Raw genomic sequence first — 23,998 nt, 5'->3', positions numbered from 1 at the left:
TCTGATGTTGTATCCGTTTGATTGTCATATGTATGACCCCGGGCGGAATAACCGTGAGTTCCGGTAATCCCCGTGTCTTATAAACCGAAAATCCATGAAAGCAATCAGTTTTCTTATATGTGCCTTGTTTGCTTTTCAGCTTTTTTCCCAGGAAGATATACTTGCCAAACAATATTTTGACAGGGGAGAGTTTGAAAAAGCACTTGCCCTGTATGAGAAACTGTACAAAGAAAATCCCCGGGCCAATCAGTTACAGCTTCTTGTGGCATGTTATCAGCAACTGGAAAGATACGACGAGGCCGAAGCCGTTTTGCTCGAGCGAATAGAAAGAAGCAATACTATGCCGGCCTACTTTGTAGAGTTGGGATACAATTATGCCCTGGCGGGAAAGAAAGGGAAAGCCGGGGAATATTACGATAAGGCTTTTAAAGCAGTTGAAGACCGGCCGGCGTATACCTATACCGTGGGACGTAATTTCCAGGAGAAGAATATGCTGGATGAGGCGATCGCCGTTTACGAAAAGGGAAAGGAACTGGACCCGAGGTTGAATATAGACTACCAGGTAGCACAGCTCTACGGGGAAAAGGGGGATATGGAGAAAATGTACAACAGTCTTCTGGGCCTTATTGCTTCCCGGCAGAACATGAACCTGTCGCATGTACAACGGATCATTTCCCAGTTTATTACCGATGATGCTTCCCATCCGCATAACCAGTTGTTGCGGAAGTTAATACTCAAAAGAGCACAGGCTTCACCAGATATATTGTGGAACGAATTGCTCAGTTGGTTGTTTGTTCGTCAAAGGCAATATGCTTCAGCTTTTACCCAGGAAAAAGCCATTTTTAAAAGGGCGGAAACCGTAAGTCTGCAACCGGTCATAGACCTGGGAATTATGGCCATGAACGACGGGGACAATGATACGGCAACTGCCGTATTCGAATTTATAACAGAAAACTCCGGCACCGTTTCCGTACAATTACAGGCGTATCTCAACATATTGCAGATGCAGATCCGAAAAGGAGACGTGTCTGCTTATAGCCGGATAGATAGTAAGTTCCGTTCCCTGCTTCAGGAATATGGAGTTAATAACAGTACCCTGCATGTACAGGTAGCCTATGCCAGGTTCCGGGCCTTTCAAATGGAAGATACGGTTAAGGCAGAGGAACTTTTAAAACAGATACTGGATGAAGTGCCGCTGAATGCCCTGGAAGAGGCCAGGGTGAAAATGGCCTATGCGGATGTGTTGGTGTATTCGGAAAAATTCAACCGTGCACTTATCTATTACTCGCAGGTGCAGAAAATGGTGAAAAACGATGTCATAGCCCAGGAGGGCCGGTTTAAAGTGGCGCAAACCAGCTTTTATAAGGGGGATTTTGACTGGGCGCTTACCCAACTGAAAGTTTTGAGGGAATCCGCTTCGCAACTTATTGCCAACGATGCCATGCAGCTCAGTTTGCTTATCTCCGATAATATACTGGAAGATTCCACACATACGGCTCTGAAAATCTATGCCCGTGCCGATTTATACGCGTACCAGAATAAAAACGACAAAGCTATAACGCTGCTCGATTCGGTGCTTATCAACCACCAGGGAGAGAGTATCGAAGACGAAGCACTGTTCCGGCAGGCCGAATTTTTTGAAAAGCAACAGCAATACAAAAAGGCCGAATATAATTACCTGAAGATCATAGAATTTTATCCGTATGATATCTGGATGGACGATGCCCTTTTTTCCCTCGGACAGCTATACGAATATCGCCTGGAAGAACCGGAAAAAGCCATTCCGTATTACGAGAAGATCATCTTTGAACACGAGGACAGTATTTATTTTGTAGAATCCAGGAAAGCGTATCGGAAGTTGAGGGGAGACGGAGCCTGAAACATTACGCGGCAAACTTTATATAACAAACCTTAATACATGACAAAAATTAATTTCGTCATACGAGTATGCCTGTGGTCGAGTGTACGAGTTATCAACATCCATCCATATACCCGTATACCCGAACACTCGTATACCTGAATACCAAAGGTCAAGATACGTTTTGCCTTGTGGTAATACCTGCGATGTGAATTGAAATAAAAAAATGTCATGTACTAAAATAAAAAACACGAATGTATATTTACAATGTTACCATAAATATCGATGAGGCCGTTCACGACGAATGGCTGGTCTGGATGCGTGATACCCATATTCCGGATATGCTGGCTACTGGGAAGTTCAAGAATGCCCGGATGCTCAAAGTGCTTGTAGCGGAAGAGATGGGAGGAGTTACGTATTCCGTGCAGTATATTACCGACAGCAAAGCTACCCTGGAAAAATACTATGAAGAAGATGCTCCGCGCCTGAGAGAAGACGGGCAGAAACGTTTTGCGGATAAATTCGTAACCTTCCGAACGGAACTGGAGATAATCAGTGAACATTAGGCCCGGATCGTTTTCGGGACATAAAGGGAAAAAATGACAAGAAACAGGAGCAGAAAAGAGCGTTCTCCCTTTTCCGGAGAAGAAAAGGTAAGGCCTAAAAAACACCTGGGACAACATTTTCTCAACGATGAGAATATCGCGGGGAAAATAGCGGATACCCTTACCATGCAGGGATATAAGAGCGTATTGGAAATAGGTCCCGGAATGGGAATACTTACCAAATATCTGCTCAAGAAAGATATTTCTACCTATGTGGTAGAGATCGATACGGAGTCTGTTGCCTATCTGAAAGAACATTATCCCGATCTCTCCGGCAGGATTATCAGTGAAGATTTTCTGAAATATGATGTTCGTAGAGTTCTGAAAGATGAGCCTTTTGCTATTATAGGGAATTTTCCTTATAATATTTCTTCGCAGATCGTATTTAAAATGCTGGATATGCGCGGGCAGGTACCCGAGTTTTCCGGGATGTTCCAGAAAGAAGTGGCGGAGCGGATATGTGAGAAAGAGGGAAGTAAAGCCTATGGGATACTTTCCGTACTGGTACAGGCTTTTTACGATGCGGAATACCTTTTTACCGTGTCGGAAAACGTATTTACACCGCCGCCGAAGGTAAAATCGGGAGTATTGAGGTTGCGCAGAAAAGAAGATTTCCGGATGCCCTGCGACGAAAAACTTTTTTTTAAAATAGTAAAAACAGCATTTGGCCAAAGGAGGAAAACCCTTCGTAACAGTTTAAAAATATTGGGATTATCCGATAATTTAAAAGAAGATGCTATCTTTGGCCAGCGTCCGGAACAATTAAGTGTTCAGGACTTCATCCGGCTAACGCAAAAGATAGAAAATGACGCCGTTTAAACTCAGTGATGAACTTTTAGAGCAGATAGAACAGCTCATAGAGGAAAGAAACAACAGTACCCTGTTGCAGATCCTCAATGAACTGCACTATGCCGATATCGCTGAGATCATTAATGAGCTGAACCTGGAAGATGCTACCTATCTCATCAAACTGCTGGATAGTGGGAAGACTTCCGATACGCTTACCGAGCTGGACGATGATGTCCGGGAAAGGATACTGGGAAATCTCTCTGCCCGGGAAATTGCCGACGAACTCCTGGAACTGGACACCGATGATGCCGCCGACATTATAGCTGAACTTTCCGAAGAGCGAAAGAAACAGGTTATCTCTCATATCGAAGATAAAGAGCACGCGAAGGATATTGTGGAGCTGCTCCGTTATGACGAGAACTCTGCCGGGGGACTTATGGCGAAAGAGCTGGTTAAGGTAAATGAAAACTGGAACGTACTTACCTGCGTAAAAGAAATGCGGCAGCAGGCCGAACACGTTACCAGGGTCCATTCCATTTACGTGGTGGATGACAATGACAGGCTGAAAGGAAGACTGTCCCTCAAAGATTTATTGACAACCTCCACGAAAACCCATATCCGGGATGTATATATTCCGAAAGTAGACTACGTGGCCGTGACCGATAAAGCAGAAGACGTGGCCAGGGTGATGTCCAAATATGACCTGGAGGCCATTCCCGTAGTAGATGAATCCGGAAGGCTGGTGGGACGTATTACGATAGACGATATCGTGGACGTTATCCGGGAAGAAGCGGAGAAAGATTACCAGTTGGCCGCAGGTATTACCCGGGACGTGGAAGCCGATGACAGTATCTGGAAACTCACCAAAGCCCGGTTGCCCTGGTTGTTGATAGGAATGTTCGGCGGACTCGGAGCGGCGAGTATTATCAGCGGATTTGAGACTGCGATGGAAAAGTACGCAATTCTGCTTATTTTTGTACCGCTTATACAATCCACAGCAGGGAATGTTGGTATTCAGTCATCTGCAATTGTAGTACAGGGGTTGGCCAACGGCACTATAAAAGGAAAAATATTCTATCGGCTGCTCAAGGAATTTATGCTGGGCCTGGTAAATGCCATCGGAATTTCTTCTATTGTTTTCCTTATAAGTCATTTCGGCTTCCATACATCTTATATGATTTCTCTGACTATCTGTGTTGCACTGGTTACCGTAATTATCAACGCGGCCCTTATTGGTACGTTTGTTCCTATTTTTCTGGATAGAAGAGGGTTGGACCCGGCGGTTTCTACCGGACCGTTTATCACCACCAGTAATGATATACTTGGCGTTTTTATCTATTTTCTTATTGCCAAGCTTATCCTCGGATTTTAGAAATTATCTTCTATTTTTTCCATTTTCGGATCAGGTAATTGTATTCCAGTCGTAATTCACTGGCAAAAAACGGGAAAGTATCCTGGTTGTTCAGGCAATACACAATGCTTTGCGGGGTCGTTTTGAACTCTTTGGCCAATGCATCAATTACCCTGGGATTGTAATCTTTCATAGCACGGAAAATCTAGGTTAAGTATTTATTGCTACTATTTTAGTACATGACAAAATTCGATCTGGTGGATTTTCCGAGAAACCTTGTTAAGACGATTTTTGACATATACTCTAAGGGCTAATATATTAAAATTAAAAGATAATACGAATACCGGAAACAGGGTAAATGTATTATATAAGAGGAGCAGTAGTTAGTAATCCGTAAGCGGTAAGAGTGTTACTGTTCGGGGTTGAGGAGTCCCGATATATCGGGATGGAGTTGGAGGGATTTTTTTGTTACAGGTTACAGGTTTCAGGTTCCTGCAACCTGTAACCTGCAGTTTATATAGTTAAGGTACATTTGCTACCTTTGCAAAAACAGGTAGTCTGCTCCGTACCTGAGCAGTTAAAAAGACATAATATGCAGATAGCTTTTTTTGATTCCGGTGCCGGAGGGCTTACCGTATTGTATGAGGCCATAAAGAAAATGCCGGGGGAGGATTTTATATACTTCGGGGATTCCCGGAATGCCCCTTACGGGACAAAGAGCAGGGAAGAGATAAAGGAGCTGGTCTTTCAGGCTGTGGATTTTTTAGCGGCAAAGGGACTGAAGGCCCTGGTACTGGCCTGTAATACGGCGACCAGTGCCGCAGTCAGGGATCTTCGGGAGAAGTACGAGTTTCCGATAATAGGTATGGAACCTGCCGTAAAACCTGCCATTGAGAGCAGTGAAGAATATAAGGTACTGGTTTGTGCTACAGACCTCACCCTGAAGGAAGAAAAGCTGAATGATCTGGTGCATAACCTGAAAGCAGATGGTAAAGTGGATTATCTGTCCCTGCAGGAACTGGTAATGTTTGCGGAAAGATTTAAGCTCAATGGCCCGGAAGTAACGGCGTACCTGGAGAAAAAATTGTCGCAACCGGATTGGAGTAAATACAATTCTATCGTCCTCGGATGTACCCATTTCATTTTCTTCCGGGAACAGATACGAAAATTGATACCGGGACATATCCGGATCCTGGACGGTAATGAAGGAACGGTGAATAACCTGATGACCAAGATAGATGTCATTAGTGCCCCCGAAGAAAAGAAAATTGATTACTATATATCCGGAGATAAGGCCGAAGCTGGTTATTTTGAGAAATACCTGGATTACCTGTCCGAAACTGATATGTTAAAAGGACAAACTATATAGTTTTACCTGGTTTTCAGCCATCCGGTAATACTCAGCCGTTCCCTTCCCACAGGTTTTACTTCGTGTTCCAGTATCTGGCTTTCAAAGATCACCATCCTTCCGGGAAAAGGATACACCGTAACGGGGTCTCTGTCGCTTTCGTTCGGATATATTATGAGCTCCCCGCCGTATTCAGGTAACCAGTCTTCTTCGTTGAGGTAATACACTATAGAGAGTTTACGCCTGTCGTCGTTGTGAAAAGTGTCCAGGTGCCTTTTATAGAAAGTCCCTTTGGGATATACGGCATAGTGAAACTCTTTCTGTAAGATCCCCATAAAACACGTTTTGTTGAGGTAAGCGATGAGGTCATTGATGCGGGTGAAGAAGTGTTCTTCCGCTGTATTGGCCCCGGCTTCGTTGAGCCAGAGGATAAAGTCGCCCCGAACCGCCTTTTCGATAATTTCACTGAGACGGTTTCCTATGGCAGCCTTCTTAAAACGGTCTTCCTCGTATTTTTCCAGAAGAGAATTGCGTAAAGTGATGACTTCTTCCCGGGGGAAGAAATTTTCTACGATACTGTATTGCCGGTCCATCAGGTCGGCGATTATTTTTTCATAGAGCGGATTTTCAACAAAATCCAGTTGCTCAAACAGTTCGTTCACTGCCATTAATAAACAGATAAAAAGCCGGCAAATGTACATAATTTTGGATTACACCGGCTAAAAAATACCTTCGGTCAGAATCCCGGGTACGTAAATAATCGTTCATAGGTAAAACCTGCCATTTCCGAATTGGTTATCTTTGCAGCAGAAAAGCAAAAACATCAGGAGGAGTTATGAGCAACATTCGCCTTACCAAGCTGTTTGGTTTTGAAACCGGGCATGCCCTGTACGGTTATGACGGGAAGTGCAAAAATGTACATGGGCACAGTTACAAACTGGCGGTTACGGTAATAGGAAAACCCATTACGGATCCATTGCATGTAAAATGCGGTATGGTTATAGATTTCGGGGACCTTAAAATGATTGTTAAGGAAGAGATCGTGGACAAATTTGATCATGCCACCGTATTTAACAAAAATACCCCGCATGCGGAACTTGCGGAAGAGTTAAAAAAACATGGGCATAATGTATTACTGGTGGACTATCAGCCTACCAGCGAGAATATGGTCATTGACTTTTCCGAAAAAATAAAAGCCAGATTGCCCGAAGATATAGCGTTACATTCCCTGAAACTTCATGAAACGGAGACTTCCTATGCGGAGTGGTATGCGGAGGATAACCGTTAAAAAGAGTATGGCCTGAAAAGTAATTTTTGAACTTTGTATCTTGAATTTGCAGACGACAAGTATCCACATACCGGACGGTAAAAAAATATATTTCGCATCCGATAACCACCTCGGGGCGCCGACAGGAGATAAAAGCCTGCCCAGGGAAAAGAAGTTCGTACAGTGGTTGGATACGGTGAAGGAAGACGCAGCTGCCATTTTTCTGTTAGGAGACCTGTTTGATTTCTGGTTTGAGTACAAGACGGTAGTTCCGAAAGGATTTACCCGGACTATGGGAAAACTTGCGGAAATTACGGACAGTGGAATCCCGGTATATTATTTCGTGGGGAATCACGACTTATGGATGAACGGTTATTTCGAAAAGGAGCTGAACATTCCCGTTTTTCATCGTCCCCGGGAATTTTTGCTGAATGATAAACTATTCCTGATAGGTCACGGAGATGGTCTTGGTCCGGGGGATAAAGGCTACAAACGCATGAAAAAAGTGTTTACCAATCCGGTTGCCAAATGGTTCTTCCGATGGCTGCATCCCGATATTGGTGTAAGGCTGGCACAGTACCTTTCCGTTAAGAATAAGGTTATATCCGGGGATGAGGATGTAGAATTCCTCGGGGAGGATAAAGAATGGCTGGTACAGTACTGCAGGCGTAAACTGGAACAGAAACACTACGATTATTTTATCTTCGGTCATCGCCACCTGCCACTGGAAGTACGTTTGAACGACACAGCTATTTATGTTAACCTGGGTGACTGGATAGGATATTATACGTATGCCGTTTTTGACGGGAAAATCCTGGAATTAAAAGAGTATAAGAAGTAAAAGAACGGGCCGGACGCTATTCTCCACAGATCTGGTTGAGGTAATTGTCCAGTTTTATCTGGAATAACGTTCCTTCTATGAGGTCTTCTATTTGCTGGAGTTCGTAGACATTGACCGCCAGGTCTACCTTATCCGCGGGTGTGCGCAGCAGAATGGAACGGTATTCCTTATTGTGCCTGCATTCCGCACAGCGTTCGAATTCTTTGGCGTGGCGTACGCAATTGTAAAATTGGCCGACTTCGTCCGGGGAGAGGTAAAAGCCCATATCGCGAAAGACGATCTGTAATTTCCCGAAATTGTTTCTTGCAATATCCCTTTTCCATTGGAAGGCTATTCCTATATCGTTTCGGTAAATGCAATATATTTCGTTCATGACAGTGTAGGTTTTATTGTTTTTATCTCTGCATTTTAATCGCCGGGATAGCGTATTATTTCGTTTGAAATACGCACAAATATACAATTATTTTTATTCATTCTAAATAAAAATATGTTTCTTGTGAAATACAAAGGAATTTTCTGACGAGGTCAATTAACCGTAAGCGGCGATTTTTATAAGATTTTTTGAGTTATGCATTTAATTTCTCTACAATACTTTGTGCAACCCTGCCTATGCCGGCAGGCAGGTCTGTACCTACTTTGTGAATCTCAGTGATAAAATAAGACCCGTGACAGGGAAAACCACAAAGGGCTCAAAGTTTTTCACAAAGCCCACAAAGTCAGGTTCTTTTGAAATGCCTATTCATTTGATACGTATACAAATATTTAACTCTTTGTTTATGAGGTTAATATAAGTAGTATCTATGTGTATAACTCAAAAGATTTTTCAGAAAGGCTATTCCTTGATGTCCTGAAGGCGCAATTGCAGGTTCACATTACCGTTCCAATGATTTTCCTCGATACAATAAACGGCCTGGAAGGGATTTCGGTTACTGATCATCTCTTTTTTATTGCCCAGGTTAAAGCCTATACCGCCAAATGCGGGGGAATTATTTTGGGTGACTGTTACTTTCAGGTGTTTTTCGTCTTCCCCCACACCTTTGCCATATCCGGTATCCTGCAGGTTGGAAGACATGAAGGCAGGAGCCATATTTCCCGGGCCAAAGGGGGCGAATTGTTTCAGGACGCGGTAGAATTTCGGAGTGATATCATGAAGGTCCAGTTCGGCGTCCACGGAGATTTCCGGCACGAGAAGTTTTTTGTCTATGGTAGAAGAGACCACGGTTTCAAACTTTTGTTTGAAGTTTTCGTATTGTTCCGGCAACAGGGTGAGCCCGGCTGCGTATTTATGCCCTCCGAACTGTTCAATACAATCCGCGCAATTTTCCAGGGCATTGTAAACATCAAAGCCTTTTACGGACCGGGCGGAAGCGGCCAGTTTGTTCCCGGTTTTTGTAAATACCAGGGTGGGGCGATAGTATGTTTCCGTAAGCCTGGACGCTACAATGCCTATAACGCCTTTATGCCAGCCTTCGTCGTAGACCACAGTGGTGCATTTTTCCTGTTCCATCCGGTCGGTGATCTGTTGCAGGGCTTCTTCGGTTATTTGCTGGTCGAGCAACCTTCTGTCCGTATTGAAGGTTTCGATTTCCCCCGCAAATTCTACGGCAGTATCAAAATCGGTTTCCGTGAGGAGGTTTACGGCATGCAGGCCGTGTTTCATACGCCCTGCGGCATTAATTCGCGGGGCAACGATGAAAACCACATCGGAGATGTTCAGTTGTTGTTTGTTGAGGGTATGGATTATTGCCTTGATACCTGCCCTGGGCCCGGAATTTATTTGTTTGAGTCCGAAATAGGCAAGTACCCGGTTTTCTCCTGTAATCGGAACGATGTCGGCAGCGATGGCCGTTGCCACCAGGTCCAGATAAGGAATAAGATCTGTGATATTTTGCCCCCGGCGTGATGCCAGGGCCTGGATGAGTTTGAACCCCACTCCGCAGCCACACAGTTCATTGTAAGGATACTCACAGTCTTCCCTCTTCGGGTCCAGGATGGCTACCGCGTCCGGCAGTGTTTCTCCAGGCCGGTGGTGGTCGCAAACAATAAAATCAATACCTTTTCCTTTTGCGTATTTTATTTTGTCTATGGCTTTGATACCACAATCCAGGGCTATGATAAGGGTTATTCCGTTGTCTGACGCGTAATCGATACCCTGGAAAGAAACGCCGTAGCCTTCTTCGTAACGGTCCGGAATATAGGTGGCGACATGGGGATAGAAACTGTGGAGATACGAAGACATCAAAGCCACTGATGTGGTACCATCCACATCATAATCGCCATATACAAGGATGTTTTCCCCGTCCTTGACAGCCTGTTCTATACGATGAACGGCCTTGTCCATGTCCCGCATAAGGAACGGGTCATGCAGATGGTTCAGGGATGGCCGGAAAAAGCGTCTGGCTTCTTCGAAGGTCCCGATATTGCGCTGTATAAGCAGGGTTGCAATAATGGGGGCCACACCGAGAGATGCGGCAAGCTGCCTTGTTTTTTCTGTATCCGGTTGCGGTTTTATGGTCCAGCGCATAGAATTTATTCCTTTAATCGTATCCTGTTCTTAAATATTTCCTCTCCTTTTACGAATACCTGTATATAACAACGCATTTTCGGTAGGTAAGAAAGATCGTAAGTAAAATTGCCTTTGCTCAGTTTTGTATAGTGATGTTCTTCCAGGACATGGTCTTCGTTTTCCTGTTCTGTTATCCGTACTTTCACGTCTTCTTCCGTGTTTGCAAAGTAGTCCAGTGTTACGGGTCCGTCTGTCCGTGCCGGGAAAACGGCTACGGATGGTTTTGGGTCTGTCCGGTAAGGCATTCCTTTTTTCACGGCAAAATTGTAGCGGATACTACTGCCGAAATCCGATTCGAATTGGCGGATTGCCTGAACAAAGGTATCGAGCAGTTTTACCGCGCCCCTGCCTTCTTTAGTGTGGTACCAGAATTCCAGTCCGTTGCCGGCGCTGTCTTCTACCGTAAAGGTGTAATTACCATCCGGAAGGGCCAGGGTATCTCTGTAAAGCGTATCCGGTTTTAAGGATGTGCTGTCTTTTTTAAAGTGTATTTTTCCAAAACTGTCCGAAATCCGGTAACTGTTCTGTCCCGGTTTTTTATTGGTCTTAAAATATATTACAATGTCTTTCGGAAGTATATTGGGTCTTTGGTAAACCGAGGTTTTCCGGTTATCCCCGGGAAAAGCATCTTTTTTACCGTTAGGCCGGGACAGTTCCACGGTAAAACCGACAGAATCTTTGGCGCTGAAAATCTCTTCCGGAAGGGTAATGACCGCTGTTTCCCCGAAAGGGATATTTCCTTTCCATTTAAAAGTTTTTTGCTTTTCCCCTTCGATAAAGTATTTAACGAGTATGGATTCCAGCGGGTTTTCCCCGTTGTTCTTTACCCGGATAACAGGCAGCCCTCCATTGGGATTTTCCCTTCCGTGCGCCGCTTCGTCCGAGGGGGATAATATATCCGTAAGGGTGACGTCGTTTTTGGCAAGCACCTTCCCGTATTCGATAATGTAGGCGGTAATGTGTTCCTGGGCACTCGGATTATCCGTAGTGTAAGGCTCCATATCCACATCCAGAGTATACTCTTCTCCGGCGGTAACAGGTATGCGATATTCGTCGGGTTGGAGCAGGTAGCCCGGGCACCAGTTGGCACGATCGAATATCCAGGTCCCTGCCTGGGGATACAGGGGATTTTCCCCGCAGGCCATCCAGATATTTTTGCGGTCCAGGAGTTTTCCGTTCCATTTTATATCCCGGTATTTGTCACAGAATTCTCCGCAACCATTCTTGTCCATACCATGCCCGGTATGATGCAGTTTTAGACGTGCGAAAGCCGTCTCAGGTGTAGCTTTTATGGTAACGGGTTTCAGGTGGTCTTCTATCGGGTTTTCCCTATTACCGTAATCGTAAATGCCGTCATAGACTTTATGAATGGCAGCAGGCGCTGCTACCGGGGTACCTTTCATAATTTCGAAATCAACCGTTACTTTCCACCCTCTCGTCTTGTTGTCTTCATAACCGGTGTGGACGTAATCTATACGTACACTATCCCTGAGTATGCTGCTGAAGTCGGTAACATCTACTTTCCAGTCGAATTTCCACTTATCGCGGAACCTTCCTCCGTAGGGGGTGAGCATACGGGCTATTTCGTAATTTAGTGTATCTCCTTTTGCGCCGCCTGTTTGCCTTACGATTACGTGGTCCAGGTAATCCCAGTCCGCACACCGCATGCCGTCCGGGCATTCGAAAGTCAGTCGTAGTATAACAGAACGTATATCTTCTTTCCGGTCCGGGAAAACCGTCCATTTCGGATAACTGTTAGTGCCTTTTGACGGGTCGGTAACTACGGTTTCTCCCTTGTGGGATATAACGTGATGAATTTGTTGCGCGAATAAGTTTCCGCCGGTTCCCAGGTAAAAGAGGGCGATGAGCAGGAGTTGCTTCATAGTCGTATATATCCCTTATTTTTGATGAAAAAAGGTCTTAATGTCCATTTTGGCAAAGTGACGGAACATTTCCATGACACCGCAGTATTTCTCTACAGAGAGGTCTACTGCCCTTTGTAATTTTTTTTCGTCCAGGTTGTTGCCGTGAAAATGGTATTCTACGGTAACCGCATGGTAATATTTGGGATGTTCCTCTGTGAGTTCGGCATCTATTTCAATAACAAAATCATCTACTTCCAGTTTCATTTTTTTGATAAGAGAAGCGACATCCAGTCCCGAACATCCGGCTACGGCAGAGAGCATTAGTGCTTTGGGGCGTAAACCCTCTCCTTTTCCCCCGTCTTCAGGGCTTGCATCTATTTTGAGTGTTCCGGCGGGATTGGTAGATTCAAAAGCCATATCGCCGAGCCATTTTGTAGTGACGTGATTTGTCATGATCCTTATTTTTTATGAGTTTGAAGACTCCAAAAGTACGATTTTAATCAGGAAAAAGGAATGCTTTCCGCATCCGTCAGGGCAAACGCATTATATAAGGGAAGACAGATGAAGGGGATGAGACACAGGGAGACAAAGAGACAAGGAGACGAGGGGTGTTGGTGGTTTGTAGTGATTGGTTGTAGTCATTGATGAAGATTGCCCTTCGGCTGGGCTAGGAACCTGATAAAGATAGAAGCTATTGGGTGCTAAGTTTGGGAGTTTGGGAGTCCCGATATATATTGGGATGGAGTTTTGTAGGGGAGGTTTCCCGTTTCAACTCCCTAACTAACCAACTCCGAACTAATCAACAACCGGGTAACCGGCAACAAACCTTAAACATAGAATTACGCAATTATGATGTGTTTGCCTTGCCGTATCTGTCCCGCCACTGTGAAGTTTTGCCGGCGTACCGCACCGGATAAAAGCTAAAGTTTGTAAAGGAGCCGGATAACCTTGGCTATTTTGGTTATTTTTGCGGAAAATAAATATTTGTTATGAAAAAAACACTGTTGTTGGTTTTGTTGATTACCGGTTTTGCGTTTACTTCCTGTAATAATGATGACGATTCCGTATCCCCGCAAGAAGCTATTGAAGGGGTTTGGGAAGCGAGGGGTTATCATTTTATCCGTTACAGGGACGGAGAAAAGATAAGTGAAACAGAAAGCCTTTATGACGAAAACAATGTTCTGGAAATGCGTTTCCGGGAAGACGGATCTTTTGTACATTACTATCGCGAAAACGGAGGGGAAGACGAAGGGTCTTACACAGGTACTTATACCATAAATAAAGATGAGATTATCCTGTTGTATAAGGAAGGAGAAAGCGAAGATGGGTTGAAAAGGGCGCAATACTCTGTTTCCAGGCGCACACTCACCATGATTGTGGATGAGGTAAACTCGCAGGGTGGTTCCGTATACCGGGAAGTTACTACCACGGAGTACGATAAGATGTAATGTGGTGTAAATGCGTGAGGTAAAATTTTGTGTGGGTTAAATATTTCACAAAAAAACATACGAAAACCATTTCTATATCTATACAAAAAATATATCTTTGCACCGCGAAAAAAATATCTTGTTAAAGCACGGGGAAAATCCCCGGAGGATGCGGAAGCAGGCAAGATTGTTTCAGTATATAAAAAGCTATACATTAAATATCTAAGTAATGTCGAAGGTTACAGGTAAAGTTGCACAAATCATTGGTCCGGTTGTAGACGTCGCGTTTGCTGCGGATTCCGAACTCCCGAAAATTTACGATTCCCTGGAAATTATCCGGGAAAATGGCTCTAAACTCGTTCTGGAGGTACAGTCACATATTGGTGAAGATACCGTAAGGACTATCTCGATGGATTCTACAGACGGCTTGAGCAGGGGGACAGAAGTGGTTGCAACCGGAAGCCCGATACAAATGCCTATAGGAGAGGATGTTTACGGACGTCTCTTTAATGTCATAGGCGATGCTATTGACGGTTTGGGAAATTTACCGAAAGAAGGAGACAATGGTTTATCTATTCACAGGGAAGCCCCTAAATTTGAGGAACTGTCCACTTCTACCGAGGTTTTGTTTACCGGGATTAAGGTAATCGACCTCATAGAGCCTTATGCAAAAGGAGGAAAGATCGGTCTGTTCGGAGGTGCCGGTGTAGGTAAAACCGTATTGATCCAGGAACTTATCAATAACATAGCCAAAGGACACGGGGGATTATCCGTATTTGCAGGTGTAGGTGAAAGAACACGTGAAGGAAATGACCTTTTGCGGGAAATGCTGGAATCCGGAATTATTAAGTACGGAGATGACTTCCTTCACTCTATGGAAGAAGGTGGCTGGGACCTCAGTAAGGTAGATAAAGCTACCATGAAAGAATCCAAAGCGACTTTCGTATTCGGACAGATGAACGAACCTCCCGGAGCACGTGCAAGGGTGGCGCTTTCCGGTCTAACCATAGCGGAGTACTTCCGTGACGGAGCCGGTGACGCACAAGGAAAGGATGTACTTTTCTTCGTGGATAACATCTTCCGTTTTACCCAGGCAGGTTCCGAAGTGTCCGCACTTCTCGGGCGTATGCCTTCGGCGGTAGGATATCAGCCTACACTGGCAACAGAGATGGGCGCCATGCAGGAGCGTATTACCTCTACCAAAAAAGGTTCCATTACTTCCGTACAGGCGGTTTACGTACCTGCGGATGACCTTACCGACCCGGCGCCGGCGACTACGTTTGCCCACCTGGATGCTACAACTTCACTATCCCGTAAAATTGCGGAATTGGGGATTTATCCGGCAGTAGATCCACTGGAATCTACTTCCAGAATTATGTCTGCTGATATTTTAGGAAAAGATCATTACGAATGTGCTCAGCGAGTAAAGCAAATTCTTCAGAAATATAAGGAGTTGCAGGATATTATTGCAATTCTTGGTATGGAAGAATTATCTGAAGAAGATAAATTGGTAGTCTCCAGGGCAAGGCGTGTACAGCGTTTCTTATCTCAGCCTTTCCATGTTGCAGAGCAATTTACGGGATTAAAAGGTGTTTTGGTAGATATTAAAGATACTATCAAAGGCTTTAACATGATCATGGACGGTGAGTTGGATCACCTTCCGGAAGCTGCCTTCAACCTGAAAGGTACCATAGAGGAAGCTATCGAAGCCGGAGAGAAAATGCTTGCTGAAGCTTAGAATTGTTGTTTGCGGATTTGTTCAGACCGTAAGCTATAAATCGTAAAGATAAAGATATATGTATTTAGAGATAGTATCGCCTGAAGCGACCTTGTTCAGCGGAGAAGTGACTTCGGTTACGGTTCCCGGAATAAACGGGGAGTTCCAGATGTTGAAAGATCACGCGCCTATCGTATCCCTCCTAGGAAAAGGGCATGTGAAAATTTATGGAGATGTAAAGATCAGGGAAGAGTTTCAGGATAGATTTTCCAGAGGAGAGAAAAACGAAACACTGTTACCGATCAACTCCGGTACTATTGAGATGAAAAACAACAGGGTGATTGTCCTCGCGGACTAATTGCTCTTAAGGAAAACAATAAAAATCCCCGGATCGTCAAATCCGGGGATTTTTTTATGGTATATACGTGTTTTCGTCTTTTACAAGGTTCCCCGCAATTCCTGTTCTCTTTCAATAGCTTCAAAAAGGGCTTTAAAGTTACCTTTCCCGAAAGATTGCGCCCCTTTTCTCTGGATGATTTCAAAGAACATAGTGGGCCTGTCCAGTATGGGCTTTGTGAATATCTGGAGAAGATAACCTTCATCATCCCGATCGATCAGGATGTCGAGTTCTTTCAGTGGTTCCAGGTCTTCATCTATTTCCCCCACCCTGTCCAGGATGGTTTCGTAATATGTTTTCGGGACTTTGAGGAACTCCACCCCACGGTCGCGCAATTGTGTTACCGTTTCGATAATATTGTCCGTGGCAACCGCTATATGTTGCACACCGGCGCCATTGTAAAAATCGATGTATTCCTCGATCTGTGATTTTTTTCTTCCTTCCGCCGGTTCGTTAATAGGAAATTTGATCCTGCCGTTACCGTTGCTCATCACTTTGCTCATCAGGGCGGTATATTCGGTAGAGATATCCTTGTCGTCAAAAGAAATAAGTTGGGCGAAGCCCATAACCTTGGCGTAGAATTCGCACCACTTGTTCATTTCGTTCCAGCCCACATTTCCTACCATATGGTCTATATATTTAAGTCCTGTGGCTCCCGGCTTATAATCGGGTGACCAGGGTTTGAACCCGGGCATGAATACGCCCTTGTAATCCTTTCGTTCTACGAATATATGTACGGTTTCTCCGTACGTGTGTATCCCGGAAAGCACAACTTTACCATGTTCGTCTTCTATGACTTTGGGCTCCATATAGCTTTCGGCACCGCGTTTGGTGGTTTCTTCGTAGCTTTTGGTGGCGTCATCTACCCATAGGGCCACTACTTTTACCCCGTCGCCATGAGCGTCGATATGCCGGTTGACATCGCCGCCGGATTGCAGGGGAGACGTCAGTACCAGACGTATTTTGTCCTGTTGCAGTACATAGGACACCTTGTCTTTTACGCCGGTTTCCAGTCCGGCATATGCTAAGGGCTGGAAGCCCCATGCGGATTGGTAATAATGTGCGGCCTGCTTGGCATTGCCAACGTATAATTCTACATAGTCCGTTCCGAGTATAGGCAGGAAATCTTCTGCCTGGGGAACTGTTTTTTCGAGGTGAAGGGATGTATTATCGGTTTTCATCTTTTTTTAATTTGATAAGTTGTTAATTAGTGAATGTGCCAATTGGTGGCGGGTTCGGACAGGTAATTCCTTCCTGTTTTGGATGTGGCGATGATTTTACGAGGATAATATTACCCTTGTATTTTTCATTGAAAGTCATCGGTTAAAATTTTAACAAATACGTTCTTTAGTAAATGTGATTTTAGTACATGACAAAATTCAATTCTGCAGGATTTTCCTCGATTTTTGACCCCGGCCCTAAAGGGAGAAATCGAGGAAAATCGGATTCCCCTGCCTGCCGGCAGGCTTTAGGGCTAGGGTAAAACTGATTTTCCGATAAATAATGCCAAAATCAGATTTTGTTATGTACTAAGAAATGTGATAATTAACTCATTGCTTAATTGGCACATTATCACATTGGCTCATTATCGAATTATTCCAACCAGGATTTGTGATAGGAATCATCCGCGATTTTCATGGCGTCTTCCGTAAGCATCAGTGGCTTGAAGGTATCTACCATTACGGCAAGCTCATCGGTTTTTTCCTTTCCGATGCTTCGTTCCACCGCGCCGGGATGGGGCCCGTGGGGAATGCCCGCCGGGTGCAGGGAAATATGCCCTTCGGCAACATCGTTCCTGCTCATAAAATCACCGTCTACGTAATAGAGCACTTCGTCGCTGTCTATATTGCTGTGATTATACGGTGCAGGAATACTTTCCGGATGGTAATCGTATAATCTCGGTACAAAACTGCATACCACGAAAGCATCGGTCTCGAAGGTCTGATGTACCGGTGGCGGCTGGTGTATACGCCCGGTTATCGGTTCGAAATCGTGAATGGAAAAGGCGTACGGGTAATTAAACCCGTCATATCCTACAACATCAAAAGGATGTGTGGCATATACGACATCGAAGATCTCGTTTTGCTTTTTGATCTTTATCAGGAATTCTCCTTTTTCGTCATGAGTTTCCAGTTCCCCGGGTTGGCGGATATCCCGCTCACAGTACGGCGAATGTTCCAGCAATTGCCCGAACCAGTTACGGTATTTTTTCGGGGTGTAGATCGGACGGCGCGACTCGACTATAAAAAGGCGGTTATCTTCGGAATTGAAATCCATTTTATAAATGGTCCCCCTCGGTATGAGCAGGTAATCCCCGTATTTAAAATCGAGATTTCCCAGGTGTGTCCGAAGTTTTCCGCTCCCTTTGTGAATAAAGATCAACTCGTCCTCATCTGCGTTTTTATAGAAGTAATCTTTTGTAGAATGTTTAGGTGCCGCGAGGATAATGCTGCAATCATTGTTGGTGAGCACCGTTTTCCTGCTTTGCAGGTAATCGTTCTCGGGGACTATTTTAAACCCGTGAAAGCGATAGGATTTAATGTTGTTTCCCACTGCAATTTTCGGAGCGACATCAACCGAACTTTTTATTTCTTTTACCTGCGTAGGCCGGTGTTCGTGGTAAATATTAGAGGACATGCCATCAAAACCGACCGTGCCGAATAATTGTTCGTAATAAAGGCTCCCGTCCGGTTTCCGGAATATGGTGTGTCTTTTATGGGGTATGTTGCCCAGTTTGTGATAGAATGGCATAATGTGGTATTTAGGTTAAACTTTTTTAAAATACAAAAGTCCACCTCCCTCATTCCGGATTGCGTTTTATGAGGAATTGTAAATATGCTAATAATCCTTGCCATATAGGTTTCATCGTATACAAATATCGGAAAATATTTGCGGAGTATAAAATTGCGGTAAGTGGTATTTTTGGGTATCACCGTTAATATATGGTTAATGTGGCGGAATATATTTTGATTTTATTTGATGATGCTTTATAAATTACAGAAGAATTTATACTATTATTGGTAATGTGACAGACCTGTCTTATAATTCGGGCAATATTCCTGACAGGAATAAATTTTAAGATATCGTTATGTGCGGAAAACCTTAAAAAGTGTACCTTTGTTTTGATAAAACAGCAGATCGTTGCGAAAAGTATTAACCATATTATTAAGTCTTTATGTGCTGGCACTGTCTGTGACACCTTGTTCGGATACGGTTACCCCCGATCCGCATGATGTCAGCCTTACGGAAGTGCATTGTGATATGGATAGCACGGATGTCGGTCACCTGGACTGTACCCCTTTTTGCACCTGTGCCTGTTGCGGGATTGTAATTTCGTTAGAAGCCCTTCCCGTTTACCCCGATTTTAAAGTTGTCGGGAACTATACCGATAATTTTCCCCTGCACTATTCTTTTCCGAGGGAATACCACCATTCCTTTTTACAACCGCCTCAATTGGTTTAACATTTTCTGATAAGACGGATTTCGCCGAAAATACGCGGAGTCTGATTTGTTGAATGTTAAACTTAATTGAATTCGTATGATTGATAAGATCATCGGCTTTTCTATTAGGAACAAAATTATAGTGTTCTTAATGGTAATAGCTATTGTCGGTGGCGGGTGGTATGCTGTAAAAACCATAAACCTGGACTCCGTTCCCGATATAACAAATAACCAGGTACAGATCATTACCGTGGCCCCTAACCTGGGCACGGAAGACATTGAACAATTCGTAACCTATACGGTAGAACTCGCCGTTTCCAATCTTCCCGGGGTGGAAGAAATACGGTCTGTCTCCCGTTTCGGGCTTTCCGTAGTTACCGTTGTATTCAAAGACGATATGGGGACCTACCTCCCCAGGCAACTGGTAAGTGAAAAACTTTCCGAAATAAAAGAAGAAATTCCCGCCGGTTTCGGGGAACCTTCAATGGGCCCCATTACAACCGGGCTCGGCGAAATATACCAGTATACGATAGTCCCGGAAAAGGGATATGAAGACAACTATTCTACTACTGAGCTCCGTTCGGTCCAGGACTGGATCGTAAAGAGGCAAATGGCGCTGTTGCCCGGTGTAGTCGAGGTCAATTCCTTCGGGGGAAAAGTCAAACAGTATGAGGTGACCTTAAGCCCGGCAAGGCTTAACAGCGCGGGGGTGTCTATTCACGAAGTATATGAGGCTTTGCAGCAAAACAACGCCAATACCGGAGGGGCTTATATAGAGAAAGGCCATATGGCCAACTTTATCCGGGGAGAAGGGCTTATCAAATCCCTCGACGATATACGGAACATCGTTATAAAAACCGTAAACGGACAACCTATACTTATAAGTTCGGTCGCGGAAAACGTCCGTTTCGGAAGCCAGGTGCGCTACGGTGCCGTAACACGTGACGGTAATGGTGAAGCCGTAGGAGGCATGGTTCTATTGCTCAAAGGAGAAAATTCCAATAAAGTCATACAGGATGTAAAAAAACGTGTAGCGGAGATCGAAAAATCCCTTCCCGAAGGACTTACCATCAAACCTTTTATAGACAGGAGCGACCTGATTCAACGAACTACGGACACGGTAACCAAAAATCTTGTGGAAGGGGCGTTGATCGTTATTTTTGTCCTGGTATTGTTGCTGGGTAGTTTCCGCGGGGGGCTCCTGGTGGCTTCCGTAATACCGTTGTCTCTCTTTGTAGCCCTTATCCTGATGAAAGTATTCGGGGTCTGGGCCAACCTGATGTCGTTAGGAGCAATCGATTTTGGTATCATCGTGGACGGGGCGGTGATTATAGTTGAAGGGGCGGTGCACTTCATAGAGAAAAGGCTTGGTAATAAAACAAAATCGCTGACCGGGCGGGAAATGGATACCATTGCATACGAATCCGGTAGCCGGATGATGAATTCCGCTTTTTTCGGGCAGTTGATCATCCTTATCGTTTTTGCCCCTATTTTATTCCTCACCGGGGTAGAAGGCAAGATGTTCCAGCCTATGGCCTATACTTTCGGGTTTGCCATGATCGGGGCTATAGTACTGTGCCTTACGTACGTGCCTGCCATGTCGGCATTATTTCTGAAACCATCGAAAGAGAATACGAGGTTTTACCGCTTTGAACGGGCTATTAAGAATACGGGAGACAGGATCATTAATTTCTGCCAGGATGTATACCGTCCCGTATTGATAAAGGCGCTTAAGGCGGGGAATGCCGTGATCATCTTTTCGATAGTGCTTCTCGGGTTATCCGTTTTTGTTTTCAGCCGTATGGGAGGGGAATTCCTGCCCAGGCTGGATGAAGGTGATATGGCCATGCAGGTTTTGCTCCGTCCGGGGAGCTCCCTGTCCGAAAGTATATCCGCAACGACCAAAGTGGAGAAAATAGTGACCTCTTTCCCGGAAGTAAAGACCATGGTTTCGCGTATAGGGGTTGCCGATATACCCACCGATCCCATGCCTATGGATATTGCCGATTGTATCCTTACCCTGGAAAAAGACAAATCCAAATGGACAACGGTAGAGACCAGGGAGGAGCTCATAGAAAAAATAAAAGAGGCCATAGAGGTTATCCCCGGGATAAACACCGTATTTACACAACCTGTGGAATTGAGGTTCAACGAACTTCTTACGGGAGTAAGGGAGGATATAGCCGTTAAACTATACGGAGAAGACCTGGGAGTGCTTGCGGAAAAGGCGGAGCAGATGGCGCGTATTATCCGGAGTGTTGACGGTGTAGGTGATGTACGGCCCGAAGCCACATCGGGGCTCCCCCAGATGACGGTGAGCTATAACCGGCAGAAAATGGCCAAATACGGACTTACCATAGAAAAACTGAATACCTATATCAGCACGGCATTTGCAGGGCGTAAGGCAGGGGTTGTCTTTGAAGGGGAGCGGCGTTTTGACCTGGTACTCCGGTTCGATGAACTGTTCCGGAAAGATATTGGAAATCTCCGGAACCTTTATGTGGACCTTCCCGAAGGAGGGCAGATACCGATACAGGAAGTCGCGAAAATAGATTTTAAGCCGGGCCCCATGCAGATAAGCCGCGACAATACATCCCGCAGAGTATCGGTAGGTGTGAATGTAAGGGGCAGGGACGTGCAATCGCTGGTGGAAGAAATTCAGGGAAAGATGGAAGCGGAACTGGATCTCCCGGCGGGGTATTACATCAAATACGGAGGCGCTTTTGAAAACCTTCAAAGGGCTAAGGACCGGCTTGCCATTGTTGTGCCCATTGCACTGGCCATGATATTTATCCTGCTCTATTTTGCCCTGAAATCCCTGTCGCAGACCGTTATGATCTATATGGCAGTGCCATTGGCCGCGATTGGAGGAATACTTTCCTTATGGATACGGGGAATGCCTTTCAGCATATCTGCCGGGGTAGGGTTTATCGTGCTCTTCGGTGTTGCCGTGCTCAACGGATTGGTACTGATAAGCCGTTTCAACAGCCTTAAAGAAGAAGGGGTGTCGGATATAAAAGAGCGTATTCTCCTGGGGACAAAAGAACGGCTACGGCCCATAATCCTCACGGCGCTGACCGATGTGCTTGGTTTCTTTCCGATGGCTGTTTCTGCTTCTGCGGGTGCAGAGGTACAACGTCCCCTTGCGACAGTGGTCATTGGAGGGTTGGCGACAGCTACGCTGCTTACACTTATCGTGGTGCCCATTCTCTATTATATCATAGAAAACAGAAAAGTAAAAAAAGAAAAAAATCCAATGAAGAACAGGAATGTTTTACCCGGACTGGGATTACTGCTATTGCTTTTGCTTCCCGGGACTATGCGTGCACAACAGTCGCAGGAAATTGTTTCGCTAAAAGAGGCGCTTTCCAGAGCCCTGGAAGAACATCCGGGAATAAAACAGGCAGAACTGTCTGTGGAGCAGAAAAAAGCGCTGCGGGCTACGGCTTTTGATCCCGGGCAGACCAGTATCAGTACCGGCGGAGAGGAATACGGGGGAGCAGATAGAGTACGGAACACACTTACTATCGGGCAAAGTAATATCGATGTTTTTGGCACCATGGCAAAATCAGCGCTTAATAAAGCCCGTGTGACAGAAGAGACCGGGCGACTTGATGTGGTGCGGCTTAATATGGCCATGGAAGTATACAGCGCCTATTACAATGCGGTAAATGCCCGGGAAAAACTCAGACTTGCCGTACAGCTGGACAGTATTTATAGCGATTTTTTAAAGGCGGCAAGATTGCGTTACGAAACGGAAGCGACCACGAAACTGGAACTCCTGGCAGCGGAAGGACAATACGGGGCAATAGCAGCGAGGAAAATTGAAGCGGAAAATGACTATAAAAAAGGGCTGAACACCTTAAACCGCTGGATACTTAAAGAAACCCCTTTTGAAGTGGAAGATGCCGCTGCTTTGTTTATAGAACAGGAAGGAATGCGGGAAGTATGGGAAGAAAAGGTAAAGGAACATCCGGCTATGCAACTTGCAGAATTGGAGACGGAGACCCGGAAATCCCTGTGGCGTACGGAAAAGGCAGATTTTCTGCCCAAATTAAACGCTTCTTATGGCTGGCAGGAAATAGCAGGGCAAAGCGGATTTTATTCCTGGAACCTCGGTGTGTCCGTACCGTTGTTTTTCTGGAACCGAAACGCACAGGCCAAAGCGGCGAAAGTACAGGTGGAAATAGCAAAGGAGCAAACGGCACAACAGCAGATAAACCTGCAGACCCGGGTGAGTACCATGCTGAACGATTACGATAAGCTAAGCGCCACGGTAAAATTGTACCGGGAACAGCTATTGCCACTGGCGCTGGAGCAGATCGCCGCGGCAGAGCTGAGCTACCGCGAAGGAGAGATCGATTACGTGTCTTTTATTCAGAACCTGAATAATGCCAGGGAGGTCCGGAATGTTTACCTGGACCGCCTGCGCGAATACAATATGACCGTAATACAGCTCAAATACCTTTTGGAACCCGGTACCATAGTCGATAATTAACCCGGGAAAAATATAAAGTAAAGACACA

Annotated in this window: 20 protein-coding genes; 12 read left to right on the top strand and 8 right to left on the bottom strand. The window is 45.1% G+C overall.

Annotated features, from left to right (window positions below):
• Nucleotides 1-94: 94 nt before the first annotated feature.
• The 4 genes from ACVBDU_RS09420 to mgtE all read left to right on the top strand — a co-directional run bounded on the left by ACVBDU_RS09420 (nucleotide 95) and on the right by mgtE (nucleotide 4,624).
• Nucleotides 95-1,879 (top strand): tetratricopeptide repeat protein, encoded by a 1,785-nt coding sequence (locus ACVBDU_RS09420; RefSeq protein WP_447179496.1) that lies wholly within the window; start codon nucleotides 95-97, stop codon nucleotides 1,877-1,879.
• Nucleotides 1,880-2,112: 233 nt separating this feature from the next.
• Nucleotides 2,113-2,424, top strand: coding sequence for a DUF4286 family protein (locus ACVBDU_RS09415; protein WP_447179495.1), 312 nt, complete (start codon nucleotides 2,113-2,115; stop codon nucleotides 2,422-2,424).
• A 33-nt stretch (nucleotides 2,425-2,457) separates the two neighbouring features.
• Nucleotides 2,458-3,282: a 16S rRNA (adenine(1518)-N(6)/adenine(1519)-N(6))-dimethyltransferase RsmA gene (gene rsmA / locus ACVBDU_RS09410; protein ID WP_447179494.1), complete on the top strand. Its 825-nt coding sequence runs from the start codon at nucleotides 2,458-2,460 to the stop codon at nucleotides 3,280-3,282.
• On the top strand, nucleotides 3,269-4,624 hold the full coding sequence (gene mgtE, locus ACVBDU_RS09405) for a magnesium transporter (RefSeq protein ID WP_447179493.1): 1,356 nt from the start codon (nucleotides 3,269-3,271) through the stop codon (nucleotides 4,622-4,624). The genes rsmA and mgtE overlap by 14 nt, the downstream gene beginning before the upstream one ends.
• A 10-nt stretch (nucleotides 4,625-4,634) precedes the next feature.
• Here the strand turns inward: mgtE and ACVBDU_RS09400 are convergent, their stop codons facing one another.
• A complete protein-coding gene (locus ACVBDU_RS09400; RefSeq protein WP_447179492.1) occupies nucleotides 4,635-4,796 on the bottom strand; it encodes a hypothetical protein in 162 nt (53 codons plus the stop codon).
• A gap of 399 nt (nucleotides 4,797-5,195) precedes the next feature.
• On the opposite strand from ACVBDU_RS09400, the gene murI reads away from it, so the two are divergent.
• Nucleotides 5,196-5,972 carry a glutamate racemase gene (gene murI / locus ACVBDU_RS09395; RefSeq protein ID WP_447179491.1) on the top strand — a complete coding sequence of 259 codons (777 nt, stop codon included), beginning with the start codon at nucleotides 5,196-5,198 and terminating at the stop codon, nucleotides 5,970-5,972.
• Nucleotides 5,973-5,974: 2 nt separating this feature from the next.
• Here murI and ACVBDU_RS09390 read toward each other — a convergent pair whose 3' ends face one another.
• Nucleotides 5,975-6,619 (bottom strand): 2OG-Fe(II) oxygenase, encoded by a 645-nt coding sequence (locus ACVBDU_RS09390; RefSeq protein ID WP_447179490.1) that lies wholly within the window; start codon nucleotides 6,617-6,619, stop codon nucleotides 5,975-5,977.
• Nucleotides 6,620-6,786: 167 nt separating this feature from the next.
• Here ACVBDU_RS09390 and ACVBDU_RS09385 point away from each other — a divergent pair, with 167 nt between their 5' ends.
• Both ACVBDU_RS09385 and ACVBDU_RS09380 read left to right on the top strand, forming a co-directional pair.
• Nucleotides 6,787-7,239, top strand: coding sequence for a 6-pyruvoyl trahydropterin synthase family protein (locus tag ACVBDU_RS09385; protein ID WP_447179489.1), 453 nt, complete (start codon nucleotides 6,787-6,789; stop codon nucleotides 7,237-7,239).
• 61 nt (nucleotides 7,240-7,300) lie between these two features.
• Nucleotides 7,301-8,059, top strand: coding sequence for a UDP-2,3-diacylglucosamine diphosphatase (locus ACVBDU_RS09380; protein WP_447179782.1), 759 nt, complete (start codon nucleotides 7,301-7,303; stop codon nucleotides 8,057-8,059).
• Nucleotides 8,060-8,075: 16 nt separating this feature from the next.
• On the opposite strand, the gene ACVBDU_RS09375 is transcribed toward ACVBDU_RS09380, so the two are convergent.
• The 4 genes from ACVBDU_RS09375 to ACVBDU_RS09360 all read right to left on the bottom strand — a co-directional run bounded on the left by ACVBDU_RS09375 (nucleotide 8,076) and on the right by ACVBDU_RS09360 (nucleotide 12,943).
• Nucleotides 8,076-8,432 (bottom strand): hypothetical protein, encoded by a 357-nt coding sequence (locus ACVBDU_RS09375; protein ID WP_447179488.1) that lies wholly within the window; start codon nucleotides 8,430-8,432, stop codon nucleotides 8,076-8,078.
• 459 nt (nucleotides 8,433-8,891) lie between these two features.
• Nucleotides 8,892-10,583 carry a single-stranded-DNA-specific exonuclease RecJ gene (recJ, locus tag ACVBDU_RS09370; RefSeq protein WP_447179487.1) on the bottom strand — a complete coding sequence of 564 codons (1,692 nt, stop codon included), beginning with the start codon at nucleotides 10,581-10,583 and terminating at the stop codon, nucleotides 8,892-8,894.
• Between the two features lie 5 nt (nucleotides 10,584-10,588).
• Nucleotides 10,589-12,508: a peptide-N-glycosidase F-related protein gene (locus ACVBDU_RS09365; RefSeq protein ID WP_447179486.1), complete on the bottom strand. Its 1,920-nt coding sequence runs from the start codon at nucleotides 12,506-12,508 to the stop codon at nucleotides 10,589-10,591.
• A 15-nt stretch (nucleotides 12,509-12,523) separates the two neighbouring features.
• A complete protein-coding gene (locus ACVBDU_RS09360; protein WP_447179485.1) occupies nucleotides 12,524-12,943 on the bottom strand; it encodes an OsmC family protein in 420 nt (139 codons plus the stop codon).
• 536 nt (nucleotides 12,944-13,479) lie between these two features.
• Here ACVBDU_RS09360 and ACVBDU_RS09355 point away from each other — a divergent pair.
• The 3 genes from ACVBDU_RS09355 to ACVBDU_RS09345 all read left to right on the top strand — a co-directional run bounded on the left by ACVBDU_RS09355 (nucleotide 13,480) and on the right by ACVBDU_RS09345 (nucleotide 15,992).
• Nucleotides 13,480-13,938 carry a lipocalin family protein gene (locus ACVBDU_RS09355; RefSeq protein WP_447179484.1) on the top strand — a complete coding sequence of 153 codons (459 nt, stop codon included), beginning with the start codon at nucleotides 13,480-13,482 and terminating at the stop codon, nucleotides 13,936-13,938.
• Between the two features lie 208 nt (nucleotides 13,939-14,146).
• Nucleotides 14,147-15,655, top strand: a complete 1,509-nt coding sequence (atpD, locus tag ACVBDU_RS09350; RefSeq protein ID WP_447179483.1) for a F0F1 ATP synthase subunit beta — start codon at nucleotides 14,147-14,149, stop codon at nucleotides 15,653-15,655.
• A 58-nt stretch (nucleotides 15,656-15,713) separates the two neighbouring features.
• Nucleotides 15,714-15,992 carry a F0F1 ATP synthase subunit delta/epsilon gene (locus ACVBDU_RS09345; protein ID WP_447179482.1) on the top strand — a complete coding sequence of 93 codons (279 nt, stop codon included), beginning with the start codon at nucleotides 15,714-15,716 and terminating at the stop codon, nucleotides 15,990-15,992.
• A gap of 80 nt (nucleotides 15,993-16,072) precedes the next feature.
• Here the strand turns inward: ACVBDU_RS09345 and hppD are convergent, their stop codons facing one another.
• Both hppD and ACVBDU_RS09335 read right to left on the bottom strand, forming a co-directional pair.
• The gene (hppD, locus tag ACVBDU_RS09340) at nucleotides 16,073-17,212 is read right to left on the bottom strand and encodes a 4-hydroxyphenylpyruvate dioxygenase (RefSeq protein ID WP_447179481.1); all 1,140 of its coding nucleotides are present in this window, start codon (nucleotides 17,210-17,212) and stop codon (nucleotides 16,073-16,075) included.
• A gap of 412 nt (nucleotides 17,213-17,624) precedes the next feature.
• Nucleotides 17,625-18,782 carry a homogentisate 1,2-dioxygenase gene (locus ACVBDU_RS09335; protein ID WP_447177123.1) on the bottom strand — a complete coding sequence of 386 codons (1,158 nt, stop codon included), beginning with the start codon at nucleotides 18,780-18,782 and terminating at the stop codon, nucleotides 17,625-17,627.
• A 390-nt stretch (nucleotides 18,783-19,172) separates the two neighbouring features.
• Here ACVBDU_RS09335 and ACVBDU_RS09330 point away from each other — a divergent pair, with 390 nt between their 5' ends.
• Both ACVBDU_RS09330 and ACVBDU_RS09325 read left to right on the top strand, forming a co-directional pair.
• Nucleotides 19,173-19,493: a DUF6660 family protein gene (locus ACVBDU_RS09330; protein ID WP_447179480.1), complete on the top strand. Its 321-nt coding sequence runs from the start codon at nucleotides 19,173-19,175 to the stop codon at nucleotides 19,491-19,493.
• A gap of 76 nt (nucleotides 19,494-19,569) precedes the next feature.
• Nucleotides 19,570-23,970: a CusA/CzcA family heavy metal efflux RND transporter gene (locus tag ACVBDU_RS09325; RefSeq protein ID WP_447179479.1), complete on the top strand. Its 4,401-nt coding sequence runs from the start codon at nucleotides 19,570-19,572 to the stop codon at nucleotides 23,968-23,970.
• Nucleotides 23,971-23,998: the final 28 nt, after the last annotated feature.

It is taken from the genome of Sinomicrobium endophyticum, from assembly GCF_052983315.1.
The sequence above is the reverse complement of the archived record's forward strand: the minus strand, read 5'-3'. Positions and strand labels throughout refer to the sequence as shown.